Raw genomic sequence first — 16,979 nt, forward strand, 5'->3', positions numbered from 1 at the left:
ATGTCCCGGCTTTTTTATACCCAATAATTGGACCTTTGAAAAATTAATGTCGGAAAGTAACTTTGCTCCAAAGGCATCTTTCATGGCCGCTAACAAAGCTGCGTATACATGCTGAGGAATTAACATTCTTATAGGTGAATATTAGGTTAGTTTGCAGACTTCCGAGCGTTGAAAAACATGGATAATAGTTACTTGGATAGAGGTGCATCTGCCTAGTAAAAATATTCTTCAGTGCCAGTGAGAAAAATATGAGCGACTACATACCTAAAAAGAGAGGGCTGCTTATACTGGATTGGTATGTCCCCCTTAATATTTTATTGCTGATTCTCGTTATGTGTGTCTTTTTCACCCGTTATACATTTGGATACGGTTTATTGAATGGGTGCCTGCCTGCTGATTTTTATATGATTGATCATTCGGATAAAAGTATTAAAACTGGTGAACTCATAGCATTTAACATGCCGAAATCGGTACGTTTTATCCCAGAAAATGAACGAGTCATAAAAATTGTTGCCGGTGTGGGCGGTGACAAACTTAAAGTAACAATGGATGGGGTTTATAACGGGGACAAATTTTTTGAAGCTAATGCACGTCGTATTTCGAAGAAATACAATATTCCGTCCATTTTGATTGAAAAAGAATTGATAATTCCTGAAGGCGAAGTTTTCCTAATTGGGCAAACCGATCACTCATGGGATTCCCGTTTTTGGGGAACAGTAAAGCTGAATTCAGTAATTGGGAAAACATATGCGATCTTTTAATGTAAATAAAAAATATTTACCAATACTTCCTGGACTTGCGTTATGTGCAGTTTTAAGTAATACAAATGCAAGCACTGAGTATCAACATGATGCTGACCTAATCGCTCAGCAAGCAAAAGGGCTTGGGGCACAGGCTAAAGGTGCACAGCAGCCAGATGGGGCTCTTAGCCTTGATGCTACGCTAAAATCACCAGATGTGCAGAAGTACATAGCGCAAGCTGAAGCACTCCAAAAAAACCAGGACCTGAGCAAGCAAATAAACCGTGGTTACGTCCCCGGTATGAATGCGGATAGTGTTCAAGCAGTTATAGACCATACCCAGGCTATCAGGGCCCAAAGTAATAACTCTGAAGCTGTCAACGATATAATTAGAAGACGTGATGAAATTCAAGAAAACGCCAGCCTTAATGAAGCGGCTCTGAAAGCTGTGGAAAATAAGCCGGAAGTCATGCGAGGACAATCTAAAAATATCGAAAAATTGTTTGGTTCCTCGGGCATCACAGCTGCTGACTTCGAAAGAAAAATGGATAGCACACGTGAAGAAGCACTATCAACTGAAAATGGAATAACGATCTTTGCTTCATTTAGCTTGCCGGATTATGTACTGGAAGACCTTCTACGTACGGCCTCAGAGCATAAAGCTCGTGTAGTTTTCAATGGTCTAAAGAAAGGAACTACTCGGCTACCAGAGACACAGGCAGCAATAAACCAAATGATTGTCAAAGGAAAATTTGAATCTCCTTTGATTACAATTGATCCTGATAGCTTCAGTCAGTATCAAGTAACTCAAGTACCGACAATTATTTCTAGGGAGCAAGCTCGTTTTGCAAAAATGGTAGGCTCCTTCAACGTTGAGTTTTTTCAGCGAGAACTTGCTAAAAAACCCGATCAGGATATTTTCCCGGTTGCTGGTACCACTTATCCCGTTGAAGAAAAGAGCATCATTAAAGAACTGGAAGAACGTGCACAAAAATATGACTGGGAAGGTGCAAAAAAAAGGGCCGTTTCTGACACATGGAAAAATCAATGGATGGTCGACCTCCCTCCTGCCCAGGAACACAAAGAATTTTTAATTGACCCTACAGTGAGGGTCACTCAGGACGTAAAAGATAAGCAGGGCCGTGTAATAGCTTCCGCCGGTGAGTTGATTAATCCACTTTCGAGATTTCCTCAAAACCTGACGATGATAATTTTCGATCCACTCAATCCGGGCCAGCTGGTATGGGCTGAGCAGCAGTATCGACAACGTCTGGGTAGTGGAAAAGTAATGCCAATGTTTACCCGTATCCAAAAAGATAATGGATGGGATCACCTAAATGATTTACGTGAAAAATTTAACGGTAAGGTGTTTAAAGTTAACGAACAGATCATCTCACGCTTTCAGATTAAAAACACACCTGCGCTTATAACTACTGACCAAGATAAATTCCGGATCACCCTGTTTAGCGAGGCAGAAGTCCGTGGTATCGGAGCCCCAAATCTTTCAGAGGAAAAATAAGATGAAACTCGGATTTATTATAGGCGCTCTCTTTGCAACATGGCTGACGCTAAATTATCCGGACCAGATGAGAAGTTATTTTACCAAAGCCGTCGACTATATCGAAAGTGTTGCAACATTTATTACATCCAAGTGAGCATGATGGTGAAAAAATTCAAAAAGTTACTTTTAGAGTTCATTGTAGCAGTTATGCTTTCGCTTTCTATACCGGGTATGGCTATGGCAGCAGATGCTGGAGTCCCTGGGGCTATGTGTCAGTCAGCTGGAGTGTGGCAGGGCTTGATTAAGAATATCTGTTGGAGCTGCATTTTTCCCATGAGGATAATGGGCATAGGGGCAGCTCCAGAAGGCGCTGCTCCTTCACGTCCGGGTTGCTACTGCACAGATCAGAACGGCGTACCGGAAATAGGTTGGCAATTGAGCTTCTTTCAGCCGGTGAAGATTGTTGAAGTTGTAAAGAGCCCCTGGTGCAGCCCCTTTCTTGAAGGCACGATGCTTCAAAAATCGCAGTTTGATATTGGTAAAAGCAACACAAATCAGCCAATGACAGCAACTGAAGCCGGATTTTACGATGTTCATCTTTGGGAGTTCCCAATCATGACAATGCTCAAATTACTGATTATTGGCGAGTGCACTGCTGAACCCTATATAGATGCCAGCCTGACCTATATAAGCGAAGTGGACCCTATGTGGGAAAGTGATCTGCTTACACTCGTCCTGAATCCAGAGGCAGTAGTTTTTGCAAACCCAATTGCCTCAATGGTGTGCGCTGCTGACTGTGTAGCAGTAACAGCAGGAAAGGATAATCTCGCTGCATACTTTTGTGCCGGATGCGATGGCAACCTTTATCCATTAACCGGCCACATTTACGCAAATGATGACGCTGTAAGGACGAGTTCACTGATAACCCAGCGTCTTCTGACTAAACTACATCGCCAGGGAATGCTGATGCGAACGATGGGAGCAGACGCAATGTGTGAGAAAACGTGGGAATACTTTACACCTCGTTCCCAGTATCGGCTTTCAATGCTTTTCCCAACTCCTGAGGCGAAAGGGCCGGATTGCTGTCATCGTCTTGGTGATTCGGTACATGACTGGTCAACCCTTAAAGGTGGGCGCAAAAAAATAGGCAATGATAATTATGTCTATATGTTGTGGCGTTACAATGACTGTTGCGTCAGATATATACCAGGCGCTTGATTTCTAAGGGTAAAAATAATGAAACTTAGAAAAACGATAGCTTCAACTATTATTGCATCAATGATTGCCAATACTATGAGTTGGGCTTTTTATATCTCTCTCATAAATATGGTAATGACTCCTCGTATTTATGCGGCAGACGCTATATTTGACCAGCTCGAAAGTAACTTTAATCTTGCTAATCCTAACGCAAATCGCAATGCGACAACCAGTGCTCAGGACATTGTTGAGAAGTACAAGAATGCGGATTCAGGCGAGAATGTCAGTGGGAAGATCACCGAGAAATACGTGGGTAAAGCCGAATCCGCTAATCTTAATCTCGGAAAGTATGGGGCAGGGAACTCAAATGAAAGTGTCATGAAAAATGCCGCATCCGATGGAAAGTCCATTGGTAGCGCCGTACAACTGCCGAGTATGTCTGGAGGGACAATCAATTCAAACTATACCAAGGAAGGGGCAAAGCTGCTCTCTCGGGATGCTAATGGCAACATTGGTATAAGCAGTAATCCCAATACTACTCCTGGAACCAAAACAAATACCGGAGAGATTTTCAGCTCAGAGCAAAAGCACAGCGATATTAAGTTCAATGCCGCAGATCGTTATGGGGATGAGGATGGCTTTGTAAACGATATAAAGAATCGGAAAAGCCAGTTATTTGATGCTCAAAGTTATGATGGCGTTGCCTACCGCACCCTCGTAAATGCTAACAAGGACAACCCGGCATCATCTATAAAGCCTAACGATCCCATGTTTACTGCGGGGAGAAATGAGATAACAAATGCTGTTGCTGGTACTGGAAACTGGCTTCAGAACTGTAATGTTGAGACCTCTAAAAAAACAGTAACCACACACTATCCTGATTACAAAGAGTTCTACTGTAACTCGCCTAAGCAAGATAACTTCAGCAGCTGCACGATAACCCGTGATTTTTCAGTCCCTGTTTACATTTCAGGCGGAAACGGAGACATGTCGATGTGCGGCGATAATTGTGTGCGTATATGGTTTGGTCGCCGTGATGACAACTACTGGAGTGACGGGGTATATGATAACGAACTGACATTAAAATTCCATCCGGATGCAAAATTGGCCTCAGCAAAGATTGTTAACGCGGAGTGGGATGACCACATGCGGGTAACACTTGATGGCACGCAGATTTTTGCTCACATAGATGGTGCATATCGAGAAAGTGACTATCCGGCTCCTAAGGGATCTTGGGAGTTAAAAAAATCGTGGAAACTCGACAAGGTTTACGATGTGACTGATAAGGTCAGAAAATCGGTGTATGAGGAGCCTGATCGAGAAGTGACAATGGCATCCAGAGTATGGGTTGGTGGGAAGGGTGAAGGGTATTTTGAGGTTGAGCTGACTTTTGAAAATATGAAGCTCGAAGATAAGCACGTCCAGGAACCAGCTGGTTGTTACGATGCTGTACAAGCTCCGAATACATTCTGCCGTTTCGATCGGTTTAAAGATATGGATGTTGGCACAAAACGGCTTCCGGAAAGCGTGCTTTCATTGGCAAAGCCTCTGTATGAAGGTGATAAAGGATTTCTTACCTGGAAGACAAACCTTGAAGGCTACTTTTGTGATCCATTGGCCAAAGACAAAATTTGCTCTTATGACGCTAGTGGAAAAATTATGAAAGACGCTAATGGAAAGGACCTCTGTTACAACTATGAAGAAATAAAGAGTATGCCTGATGCATGTAGTGCTTATAAAAATGATGCAGCATGTGTACTCGATAAACAAACATGTGCAGAGGGTTGGTTCGATGAGGGCACTAACAGTTGCTACATGTATGAACAGAAATACACCTGTGACAGAGGGAAGGATGTAGTTCGGGAGGTTGAATCTTCTACAAATGCCTGTGTTGGCATGATCCCATGTTCAGGTGGAACATGCGAAACTGGGCCAAAGGAAGAGAACAACGATTTTGGAAAAGTTGCGGCTTATTCAAACATGGTTCAGTACATGCAGGGCGAAGCCAAATGCGAAGACCCTAACGATGCCAATTCATGTTCCGTCTTTGAAGGAAAACCTGAATGGTGTGGTCGTTCAGTAGGCTTTGTAAATGGCCTGGCAAAGACGGACTGCTGCGAAGCACCACAGGGAACCGCAGGAGCACTTGAAGGTATCATGCTTGCCGGATCTATGATCAGAAACACAAACTGGACCAGAGTTAATGCTCAGCTAATAAAATGGACCGGCGGTGATACAGGTACATGGGCTTCTATGTCTAATGCGGTCGGAGAGTGGACTGCATCAGCTGGTAAAACAGTAGGGCAAATGTGGAACAACGTCACGAGCTCCTTAACGAGCGTATATGAAAACGTCGCTGGTAATCTAAGCAGGGCAGTTGGGTCTTCCGCAACTTCTGGAGGGGCAGGAGGTGCTGGCCAGTTGGCACAGGAAACAATGTCCAGCTTCGGTATAGGTCAGCTTAAGCAGATGGCAATGAAGAAAGCCTACGAATTGCTACCAGATACAGTTCGTGACTTTGTCTTTAAGAACGTTGCTACTACCGGAGGAGAGGTTGTCTTCTCGGCTGCGGTTCAAAACTTTATGCTTGCATTAAACGTGATCGGTTGGATTTATACAGCCTATCAGGTCACTAAAATGCTTTTAGAAATGTTGGTAGCATGCGACCAGAAAGAGATGGAAGCTTCTATTCATAAGAATCAAAAATCCTGTTTTACATTAGATACGGAACGATGCGTCAAATATCTGAATGTTGGTTTCACAAAGAAATGCGTTAAAAAAGCAACAGACATGTGCTGTTATAATTCCATGTTGTCACGCGTTATTATGCAACAAGCTTATCCGCAATTAGGAATAGACCCTGTCGCCTCTAATTGCGTGGGGCTATCAATAAAGCAAATACAGCAACTGGATTTCGATAAAATTGATCTGACGGAGTGGATTAATGATGCAGTTCAGGTAGGAGAAGTTCCTGATCAATATTCAAAATTCTCCGAAGAATCAATTGTGGAAAACTTACCATTCCAGAATGAGAACTATCAACTTCCATCAGAACGTACCAAGGAAGCAATGGGCGGTGAAGAAAATATGATAAAGGCCAGACAAGAAAATGCTCAGGCTATAAAAGAGGAAAATGTAGATTGTAGCTATTTACCTCGACCGGCCATATGTGAGGTAGGTTCAACTACGCTGGATCCGGTTACGGGCAAGCAGTTGCCGAAATATTGAAGAAGGGGCCGTTAGGCCCCTTTTTTAATTACTTGGCTTTCAATGTTTTTTCTGGGAAGCCTTTTTTACCGTATTCACCGGTAAAGAGGTAATAATCTTTTCCGTTGATGGAGGCTGCAACACCCCCTGGAGTTGTTGTATTTGGGCTATCAGAACGGAAAATGATACCCGAAAAATCAGCGCTTGTTTCGTTTCCTTTAAATGGGATGAACACATAACGAATTACAGCGTAATCACCAGCGGGAAGGTTTAGCTCAGGAATTTCGGTTCCTGTTGCGGGGCGAATCGCCTGAAAGCTGTACATTGAATCTGTAGGGAAAACATCAGCATCAGGCTTAGAGGGCAGATCACAGGTACTCCATTTATTGACGACTGCCATATCAATTTTACATGTGGCCAGAGCTGCTTTCTGTTTTTCAGGGTTGTATCCAAATGAGGCCTGAGTTGCTTTTGTATGCTCAAAAACATACTTAGCTCCCTCACGTACCAAACTTTCATCATTGTAAGGCAATTTTTTTGGATTGGGGACGAACACTAGGTATTGATTGACCTGGATGTATTCGGCGTCAGAAGAACTGTACAAAGAGCTGAGGCTCATGATCCCAAAACCTTTTAGACCGCCTGTTACGTAGCCCATCGAACTATTGATGAGATACTTAGAAAGAAAGTTGTCGGCATCCCCTCCAGGAGTAACCTCTTGCTCCTTAAAATTAACGTCGAAACCAGCAAACGAATAGGCATTCTTGGCGACAGAATCATTTGCATTAGCATGCCAGTACTGGCCGTGACTGTACGCATTCAGAGCGGTGCCTGGCGTAGTGCCGGTGTCACCGGCACAACCCGATAGGGAAAAACCAATGACGACAGAAGAGACCAGAGATACTAAACGTAAAAGTTTCATTTAAAGCCCTTTTTGTAATGTCTTTTGGAGATGGAACCATTATTCCATAGTCACGCGTTTCACAAACAACCTGATTGCATAAAAAAGGAAAAAAAGTGATTTCCAGTAGAACCAGCAGTACACAAGAAAAGCGCTTTTATAAAAATGTATAATTATTAAAACGAAGTAATGAGGTTGAAATGGGTAAGCCAACAGAAGAGCAAAGACCTGTTATCGAGAATGCTAGCGCAAACAATATGGTGATAGCAGCGCCTGGATCAGGCAAATCGTTCACCATGATAGAAGCGGTTATATCGATTCTCAAAAAGTATCCATATGCAAGAATCGGGATGGTGACCTTTACTCGCGCTGCAACAAACGCACTTGCAGCAAAGTTACAAAAGCGATTGAGCAAGAAGGATCTTGACCGGGTGCTGGTGGATACTTTTCACGGACTCGTTAAGAAGCAACTGGACATGATTCGCTGGCCGGGAAAGATGTTGATAGGGCCAGCACAGAGATCTGTCATTCACCGGGCTTTGAAAGAATCCGGTGTAACGATGAAGTTTGCTGAAGCTGAATTCGTTATTGATGCTATCGGCAGAGAAATGGATACGGATGTGATTTCAGTTCGGCATAACAGACAACAGATCCATTTGTTTAATACCTATCAGGCGTTATGCCAGAAAGACCATGTGGCGGACCTCAATGCTCTTTCAAAATTTGTTGTCGGTCAAATGCATTCGGGAAAAATGCGCACGTTAGATTTGACACATTTGATAGTAGACGAAGTTCAGGATACTGACTCTATACAATTCTCATGGATAGCATTGCATACAAGAGCTGGAGTCTATACGAGTATAGTTGGAGACGATGATCAGGCCATCTACTCCTTCAGATCCTCAGGAGGAGTCAAAATATTTCAACAGTTTGAAAAACACTTCAGACCTAACATATTTTACTTAAACACATGCTTTAGGTGTGAACCTGAAATTTTAGAGGTGGCCGGAGCACTGATAGGAAAGAATGTTTACCGTTATGCCAAAGAGTTACGCTCGGCAAAAAAGGGAGGGGGAAAGGTCACTTTTCGTTCATATGTAGATATGGAGGAACAGATACAGGGTATTTTAAGCCTTATAAATCAGGATCCACATGGATGGGCAATTCTAAGCCGCAATAATGCTCACTTGGATGAGCTAGAAAGTTTGATCGAACAGCCAGTAATTCGTTACGGAGGTAAATCATTCTGGGATGAAAAAGAAACAAGCGATGTGTTAAGCCTTATGGCCTTTTTCCGACAATCAAATGATCCTCGCTTAATGAAGAGAGTATTGGCATTGTTTGGAGAACAGGAATCAGTTTTGGATGAAGTGGCATTGAGTATGAGAGGAAGAAAAGTTACTTTTGGCGACCTTGCCATCCCGGAGGACAGTTCTCTCGAAACAAAAACATTACATTCAAACTTCGTGCGCTTTACCCAGGAAAGTTCTGATAAAGTTGAGATAGCAAAACGTTTCGCCAACCTTACGAAATGGATGGAATCGTCGTCAATCAAGATGAGGAGTAATAAAGGTACAGCAACCTTAACAAAAATTGCTTTAGACACTTGTAAACAGTGGGCAGAAAAGACTGGTTGGATGAATATGATAAATCGTGCTGCTGCAATGTCATTAGGCCCTAGGAAGAAGGACGAGGAATACAGCCCAGAGAAAGTAGTCCTATCAACCTTGCATGGTTCAAAGGGTCTTGAGTGGAATAAAGTAATAATAATGAGTTGTAATGCGGATCAGATACCAAGTAAAAGATCAGTTGGGGAGGAGGCAATAGAAGAAGAAAGACGTTTGCTTTATGTTGGATTTACGCGTGCAGAAAAGCAACTTTTTGTAATGTGGTATGGTGATCCTTCTTTCTTTTTAAGAGAATGCAGTGAAGAAAAGATAAAAGAAGCAGCTAATATTCGAATTTCTCCACTTTATACAGAATAATTCGATATGGGCATTTACTTATGCTTAAAGCTATAGTATAAAAACAATGAGCTTAAATATCAGCTCCCAAATTTGAGTAACTTTGCTTAAAGTTACTTTCGCGTTAAGCGTTGATTTAGCCGTGAAAAGCGGCCAGCTTAAACAAGCTGTAAGACACCACCGGCAAAATGTCACCTTTGTCGCTGGTGCACTTCCCATGCCTGCAAAAGGCAATCTGAATTTACCAAACCGTAACTAATTTAGCTCCTCCTGGGGCTATTTTTGTTGCGTACTTCTAATGCCAGATAGTATAAATCAGGCGGTTCATAGCTTACGGGAGATGAATGACAGGCTTTGCCTTCGTGTTGAAACAAAAATTTGTTTCTTCCTTCTTACTATATATAGGTGACCCCAAATGTCTAAAAATAAAGCTCGCAGTAAAGCCCTTCATCAAACCTTTAGTGAAATTATTCCAGAGATGGATAAGGCGCTAAACAAACAGCTCTTAGAAGTTCTGATGAAATATACAGAACGTGATAATGAACTGATTGTTATTTTGAATGAGGACGGCCCAAATATCATTGAACTTAAGTCTCTTAAGCCTGTGTCTTTGTTGGCCGAAAAGCTTTCTGCTTATTCAAGCTATTATCATGTGGATGTTGTGGAGCTCGTGGTCAAGAAAATTGATTTCGAAGGAGCTTATAAGCTTCTTAAAGCTTCCCCAGATGTACCACTTTTTAAAAGCTTAACTGAACTGGATAAATATCTTGTTGAGGAGTTTGAAAAATACGGATTAAATTCATTTCTTGACGTGGATAATCTGGATTACTCACTTGAAAAAGCCAGTGAACTCAAAAATGAGCAGTTAATAAATTGGGTTTCGGACATCATTTGCAAACGTGAAAAATTAACTTTACGTAAGCGTTTTGATGTCGCAGTAAAGGCCCACTACGAAAATGTAGAAAAAATGTATGATACCATTCGTCCGTTAATGAAAAAACTGGGTTTCCCAGAAGATCTCATGACGCACACCTTTAGTGAGTTAAGCGTTTTTGAAACTAAAGGATGGGACCATGCAATAAAATCGAAAATTGAGACTCTCGCTAAGCGTGAAACTCAATATTTAGATGATGCGGCTAAAGCAGAGAATCGACGTCTTGTAACAGAGAAGTTGGAGAACTCTTTAGCGATTGCACCAACTAAACCAACAAGAAATTGGTTACATATTGCCGGAATTGCCTGTTTGGTAGTCTGCACGTTCATGTATGTAACTAATAAATTTATTTAATCCTGTTAAGGGGGAACCCTAACGGGGCTTCTCTTTGAACAAATCGAGGAGCGGAAAATGTCATATCTTGAATATATCAATGAAGTAAAAGTGTCCGGGATAGTTATCAGTGCTGTGGAGAAAAAAATGACTGACCAGAGTATAGGTTTGTTAATAAAGCTCAAAAATAGGATGAAGACAGAAGTTGATGGTGAAATCACTGAGAGAGAATTTTCAGTTCAAATCAAGGTGTCGCCTGAAATGTATTCAACCTGTTTCACTGGTATAAATCAGGGTGATGAGTTGATGGTCTCCGGTTATATTGTTGTCGATACTATTATGATTGAAGGGAGAGAACATCCTCTTGACTACATGAGAGTGGTAGCAACAAGTAAGTTGGCTCACATACCTAAACCTCTAAAAGGTTTTGGACAAAGTAGCTTTAATCAGATCTGACATTAAACCCACCCTAAAGGGGAGAAATCCCTTCATGGGATTTCTCCTTTTGGAGTCCCCATGAAACAAAAATTTAGGGCTACTGCAATAAGTAGTAATCAACTTAGTTTTTTTTCTATATTCGATATAGATGAAGATGAAATAACGCAAATAGTTGATTCACCCAAAGAGCATTTAAATGATGCATACACGTCCGGATTAAACTTTAAATCAGATGAAAGTAACATTTCTGAGATAAATTATGATTCTGAAAGGCGTGAAAATCACCTTTATGAAAAATCCAAATTACTTAAAAATCAGATTTTGCATACAATTAATTTTGCAGCAGAAACAGATTATCTATATTCGGTTGAAGAATATAACCCAGATTTGGGTGGTCTGGTAATAGAATGGACCCCTGAGGATGTGTATGTTGTTTTTCTATCCGCTATGGAAGAGTCTTTGGAAATCATTAAAGAACTAGTGTTGAGGAGAAAGTTATTCTTCAAAGATGACAATGGTAATATCACAGTGAATCCACTTTTAGAAGCTGAAACACGGTGGTATATGTCAAAATCATTTGAATACACTTGTTTATCTCATGGACTTGATGCATGTGAATTTAGAGCGGAATTAAAATCATGGCTCTATTATCATTCGCATCGTTCGATTAGTGAAAACACGAAATTAGCTGAATGCAGGAATGATGATGAAATCATTTTGCATGATTGCAATGACGATATGGGCTGGGACATCTTCTTTGATCAGGATTATTTAATGTCAGAAAAAAAACTGGCTGTTAAATGGACTGACAGGGAAATTATGGATGTTTACATAAAAGCTTTTAAATCCACATTAGAGTTGTTTGACGAGCTTGTTTCATGTGATCTGTTAACTAAACGAAACGCTTTTGGCAAGTTAGAAATAAATCCAATATTCGAAAATCATTTTGAATGGATCATGTCTGAAGCTTTTGAAATAGTGGGAAATCATCTTGGTTATAATGTGCCTCAAATCAGGAAACTGATGGCAACTATTTGCCAAATGAATCTCAAATAAAATGCCACTGGCAAACATCTGCCAGAGGGCGGTGTTTGCATTTTACCGGAGTTAAAAATGTCTAATGCCGCTATGAAGTTAAATGAAACATCTTCTGATGCTTATGAAAAATTAGAAGCTCTTCTTTCCCCGGATGTTATAAAGTTAAAACATTATGTGGATAAAGGTGAGTATCTTTTAGTTCTAGCAAAGGACCTTTTTGGTATTCCAGAAATGGATCCAAAGATGGCTGTGCCTGTTTTCAAAACTAAAACCTCGTATCGAGCTCCGCTGAACAAAGACTACATACCAAATCCCCGAATACTTGAACAAGTGGTTAAACTGCTTATCAGTCCGGATATAGATTTAAGTGTGTGTCTTAAAGGTGAGTCCGGTTCTGGCAAGACTGAAATGGTAATGTACATTAGCCACATGATGAATTGGCCGCTGACAATTAAGCAGATCAACAGCAATATTCGAGTTGATGAGCTTGAAGGTGAGCGCAGTCTTAATGGTGGTAATACAGGTTTTGTACACAGCGATTTGGTAACGGGATTTCGTAATGGTCACCTCATTCTTCTGGATGAAGTGGACAAAATCGATCCTGATACGGCAGCAAAACTTCACATGCCCATTGAACGTAAGCCCTGGTCACTCAGTGCTAATGGTGGTGAGGTTATAACTGCTAATGGCTACACGCGATTTATTGGTACTGCAAACACAAACATGAGTGGAGGCGCTCGCCGGTTCGTTTCTTCTCAACGTCAAGATGCAGCTTTTATAAAGCGGTTCTTGATAGTTGAAATGGTGAAGCCCGACAAAGTTGCTTTAACCAATGTGCTTACTAAACGATATAGCTCTTTGCCTTTTCAGGTCATTGAGAAGTTCGTAAGAGTAGCGATTGCAGTAAATGACTCTGGTACAGAAGACAGTGTGATGGATATTCGTCAATTAGTAGCTTGGGTTGGCACGTCGATGACGTTAAAAACCTTTAGTCTTCTTGACACTTTCAAAATAGCTTTTGCTTCTGCTTTACCTTTACATGTGGTCGATCTTGTTCTTCAAGCTATAGATCTTTCTCTTGGCGAAGACAAGGATAAATCGCTGGAGTATTTCACAGCAAAAAAGTCGAGTTAGATGGGATTTGTTATGAAACCTCTGATATTTGTATCTCAGAGTTATCCCATCTTGAATTTAGTGCGTTTTTAAGTACGGATGGTGCTGCTACCATTGCTATAGCAAAAAACGGAACTAATTTTACTGGACTTATGCAACTGAATAACGACTATTCTTTATTGTTTTATCATGATGGTAAAATAAATATGGAAGGTATAATTAAAGAAATGGAATTAAAAGGTTATATGTATCAGGGAGCAATGGGCAATGATGATGTTGCCGCTGAGTTTCCCGGTATTCTTTTAATTGCGCCAGAGAAGCTTTAATATCAACCCTATCGGGAAATCTTTCCCGTTGGGGAGGGTTTCCCCTTTTTTTTGGAGAAACCCATGACTTTAAATACTTCAATGCTTAACAAAGTATCTGCAAAACAAATCTCTGAGAATTTTGCAAAATCATATCCAGATTTACTGGAAGGTGCAGTTATAACAAAAATTGAAATAAGTGGCTGTCAAGGATCGCGTCGAACCGATAAAATCGATTTGTCTTATGATGGAGATGATATTACGGATCAAAAAAGCGTATCTAAAAGCGAAGTACGTTGGATTGACATAAAAGCCCTTAGCTTCAAAAGTACGATTACCAGCAGAATATCAACCCTTTGCTCACGCTTGTGCATCCGCTATAGCAATATGTGGATTTTACCAGTTTCCAGTATGGAAGAGTTTCTGGAAGGGGCCCAAGAGATTGAACGAGAGTTTCAGGCAGGTATTCAAAACGTTGTAGACAATTATGAGATGCATATTGAGGCTGAAAAAAATAGAAGCCCAAGAATGTCTTCTTTGATTGATCAGTTGAAATTAACTAAAGATGATTTCATAAAATCCTTTAGATTTAATATTGCTCACTTTATTCCTTTTACGCCTATTAGCGTTGAAGGTGATGAAACCCAGGACTACTATCAGGAACAATTGATAACAGATCTGGCAGAAGAAGCAATGAGGGTTTATGAAAAAATTAGTAAAAATAATAATTTGCGCTCAAGTACTATTGACCGACTGAAGCAAATGCAAAATAAGATCATTAGCTTCATGTTTATACATAAAGAGGCGGCAGTACTTGCAGAAGCTATAAAACACATAATGAATAATTTACCTAAAGGTGCCATTTCTGAACCTCGCGACGTTGCGGTGTTACAGCAGTGGTTTTATTTCATGAGTGATGCTTCAATGTTAAAGCGTATTATTTCAGGAGAGCAAAAGGTTACTGACTGGTTGGAATCTATTACCAGATCATTTAATCAAAGCTCACAAACAGAACCGAACGCGCTACAGAACACAGGTATTGAAGCTATTTTAGATTCAACAAATGTGTTTCAGGTTGAACCTGTCGTAGAGAACGATATAAAAAACAGCACGTTTTCAAACACTGATTCTGTAGCTGAACCTGAGAAATCAGTTTCGCAACAGGAAGACAATGCTGAAAATGGTTTTGATATCGAGCTCAAAGGCTGGTAACTGTTTGCTTTATTAAAAACCCCAGATGGGTACTTCACCATCTGGGTGAGTACCCCTTTTTTATAAAGAGGTATTCTATGAAATTAGATCTTAAATCATCGCCGCGCCATATTAAGCGTTTACAGAATATAGCAAAAGTCATTAGCGGCTTAGGCGATGTAAGAGTTGTAATAGACGACAATACCAAAGGACCGTATTTTGATCCTGTCAATAAAGTTTGTGTTTTACCAAACGGCGATTATAGCGATGATGACTTTGTCAGTCTGATTGAAGGTTTTACCTGTCATGAAGCTGGTCATGGTCGCTATACCGTCAGTGAGGTTTACAGTGACGCCTTTAATAGTGTTCTCATGTCATCTGAAGGGTTTACACGCTTCGATGACGGAATGAATGCAGAGTTTGAGAGCCTCGCTGAGAAACGTAAAGCTTATAGCAGGGCAAAACGTCTTACCGGGCTTATAAATCTGTTCGATGATGTACAGATGGAAGAGAAGGTTGGTAACGATTATCCGGATGCAAAGCGGCGGCTTGCAGCCACTTACGCACTGATGGTTAAAGCCGGAAGGATGACTCCTGATATATCTTCTCGTCCGGAAAATCCTGTCCTATTTATTGAGTGGTATCTGCTTAACTCATTGCGAGTAAAAGTCCTTCAGCAGGTAGGTCACAAAGAAACCCTCGATCCGTTTTTTGACTATGCCCAAAAGATACTTTCTCCAGTAATTTCTGATGTTGAGGAAATTTTTCATGATGCTCTTGGTTGTGAAAATACTCAGGGCTGTGAATCCCTTGCTCGTAAGACCCTGGCTCTTTTAGAGAGACTGCGGGATGAGGCAAAGGAACAACAGCAGCAGACAGAGCAGGAGGAGCAGGAGGCATATGATGAATCCGAGACCGATACCGATACCGAATCAGAAGATAAATCGCTTACGTCGACTGATAGTCGTGAGGATGATTCTGAGGACGATAGTGAAGGTCAGGCAGATACTTCCGATAACGCTGATCTTGCTCAAGAGGGATGTTCTGAGCCTTCAGAACTTGCTGAAGATAACGAGGGAAATAATGAACCCACCGGTGGCAATCCCACGGGTGATAACATTATTGAAGACGATACTGATGCGATTAACCCTTCCGAGAGTGAATCAGATGAAGCCAGTTCGACTAACGTTGAAGATGAAAGTAACTTTTCATCGGCTCAATGGGAGATACTGGCAGATTTGTTGGATGCCTTTCTTAGCAGTGATGAGGATAGCGAAGATTATCACGATGCTTTGGCTAAAGAGATTGAAGGTATTGCATCAAAAGTATCCGATGACGTGAAAGCCGAATTCGGTGCTTCTGAATGGGATATCCCTGATCTCCTTATCGATTTGAATGTTTACAATGAGGCTTTGTCTCTGAGTCATTCAATCGGTAGCGACTTGTCTGTTTTACAGCAGGTTAAAATGCGTGGCCGAAACAAAACTCATGAGCGTGGAATTACCTTCGATGGAAATCGATTAATTCTGTCACAAATGGGAGTTCGTGATGTCTTCAGAGCTCAAAGCGAATCTAAAAATAGAGGGCATGTTGGCCTCGTATTAGTTCGTGATATTTCAGCGTCAATGGCTAATGATGAAAGATATATTCATGCCATTAAGTCAGATCTTGCTTTATCGATGGCCGCTGAAAGTTTGTCAAAAATGCATGTCTCCAATATAGTTTTTCCCTTCAAGGAAAGTGAATTTGAGATTATCAAAACGTTTGATCAAAGCGTTGAGGAATCTCTATCGAAATTCACTCTTGGATGTAAGGGTTATTATACCCCTACGGGATCTGCTTTAATGGCAGCTGTTGATCTGTTACTTGACAGCCAATTCGATAGGAAAATAATTTTTCTTATAACTGATGGTTATCCGAATAAATCGGAATTTACTATCGTCGAAGTTATGGAAAAGGCTAAATGTAATGGAATAGAAATCGTTGGTGTTGGTATTAAGACTGATGAAATAATTGGTTTTGAAACGGACACTTTCGTAACAGTTGATGATACTTCTTTATTGTCTATTGAAGTCAGTAAGCTAGTTCATCAAATACTTTCTTAATAAACTCTACCC

13 protein-coding genes are annotated in these 16,979 nt (G+C 40.9%); 12 read left to right on the top strand and 1 reads right to left on the bottom strand.

The window, feature by feature from the left end:
- The first annotated feature begins 248 nt into the window (after nt 1–248).
- The 4 genes from trhF to trhN all read left to right on the top strand — a co-directional run bounded on the left by trhF (nt 249) and on the right by trhN (nt 6,666).
- Nucleotides 249–761: an IncHI-type conjugal transfer protein TrhF gene (gene trhF, locus ACQG2Q_RS20100; protein ID WP_001286760.1), complete on the top strand. Its 513-nt coding sequence runs from the start codon at nt 249–251 to the stop codon at nt 759–761.
- Nucleotides 748–2,259, top strand: a complete 1,512-nt coding sequence (locus ACQG2Q_RS20105) for a TrbC family F-type conjugative pilus assembly protein (protein ID WP_001256132.1) — start codon at nt 748–750, stop codon at nt 2,257–2,259. Before trhF ends, ACQG2Q_RS20105 begins: the two co-directional genes overlap by 14 nt.
- Before the next feature lie 144 nt (nt 2,260–2,403).
- A complete protein-coding gene (gene trhU / locus ACQG2Q_RS20110) occupies nt 2,404–3,459 on the top strand; it encodes an IncHI-type conjugal transfer protein TrhU (RefSeq protein ID WP_181231580.1) in 1,056 nt (351 codons plus the stop codon).
- Between the two features lie 18 nt (nt 3,460–3,477).
- A complete protein-coding gene (gene trhN / locus ACQG2Q_RS20115) occupies nt 3,478–6,666 on the top strand; it encodes an IncHI-type conjugal transfer protein TrhN (RefSeq protein WP_000776701.1) in 3,189 nt (1,062 codons plus the stop codon).
- 28 nt (nt 6,667–6,694) lie between these two features.
- Here the strand turns inward: trhN and ACQG2Q_RS20120 are convergent, their stop codons facing one another.
- Nucleotides 6,695–7,567, bottom strand: coding sequence for a hypothetical protein (locus ACQG2Q_RS20120; RefSeq protein ID WP_000771834.1), 873 nt, complete (start codon nt 7,565–7,567; stop codon nt 6,695–6,697).
- Between the two features lie 179 nt (nt 7,568–7,746).
- On the opposite strand from ACQG2Q_RS20120, the gene trhI reads away from it, so the two are divergent.
- The 8 genes from trhI to ACQG2Q_RS20160 all read left to right on the top strand — a co-directional run bounded on the left by trhI (nt 7,747) and on the right by ACQG2Q_RS20160 (nt 16,967).
- Complete coding sequence (gene trhI / locus ACQG2Q_RS20125) at nt 7,747–9,531, top strand: IncHI-type conjugal transfer helicase TrhI (RefSeq protein ID WP_000517885.1); 1,785 nt, start codon at nt 7,747–7,749, stop codon at nt 9,529–9,531.
- Between the two features lie 394 nt (nt 9,532–9,925).
- Nucleotides 9,926–10,798 (top strand): hypothetical protein, encoded by an 873-nt coding sequence (locus tag ACQG2Q_RS20130; RefSeq protein ID WP_000041927.1) that lies wholly within the window; start codon nt 9,926–9,928, stop codon nt 10,796–10,798.
- Nucleotides 10,799–10,855: 57 nt separating this feature from the next.
- The gene (locus ACQG2Q_RS20135) at nt 10,856–11,233 is read left to right on the top strand and encodes a hypothetical protein (protein WP_000120822.1); all 378 of its coding nucleotides are present in this window, start codon (nt 10,856–10,858) and stop codon (nt 11,231–11,233) included.
- A 60-nt stretch (nt 11,234–11,293) separates the two neighbouring features.
- A complete protein-coding gene (locus tag ACQG2Q_RS20140) occupies nt 11,294–12,271 on the top strand; it encodes a hypothetical protein (RefSeq protein ID WP_000810361.1) in 978 nt (325 codons plus the stop codon).
- A 57-nt stretch (nt 12,272–12,328) separates the two neighbouring features.
- Nucleotides 12,329–13,387 (top strand): ATP-binding protein, encoded by a 1,059-nt coding sequence (locus tag ACQG2Q_RS20145; protein WP_031942298.1) that lies wholly within the window; start codon nt 12,329–12,331, stop codon nt 13,385–13,387.
- A 131-nt stretch (nt 13,388–13,518) separates the two neighbouring features.
- Nucleotides 13,519–13,692, top strand: coding sequence for a hypothetical protein (locus ACQG2Q_RS20150; RefSeq protein WP_031942299.1), 174 nt, complete (start codon nt 13,519–13,521; stop codon nt 13,690–13,692).
- Between the two features lie 63 nt (nt 13,693–13,755).
- The gene (locus ACQG2Q_RS20155) at nt 13,756–14,883 is read left to right on the top strand and encodes a DUF3150 domain-containing protein (protein WP_000174396.1); all 1,128 of its coding nucleotides are present in this window, start codon (nt 13,756–13,758) and stop codon (nt 14,881–14,883) included.
- A gap of 77 nt (nt 14,884–14,960) precedes the next feature.
- Nucleotides 14,961–16,967, top strand: a complete 2,007-nt coding sequence (locus ACQG2Q_RS20160) for a VWA domain-containing protein (protein WP_000762700.1) — start codon at nt 14,961–14,963, stop codon at nt 16,965–16,967.
- Nucleotides 16,968–16,979 lie beyond the last annotated feature (12 nt).

Origin of the sequence: Enterobacter cloacae complex sp. 370H10 (assembly GCF_050031535.1) — a bacterium.
In the GTDB taxonomy this organism is placed as follows: domain Bacteria; phylum Pseudomonadota; class Gammaproteobacteria; order Enterobacterales; family Enterobacteriaceae; genus Enterobacter; species Enterobacter intestinihominis.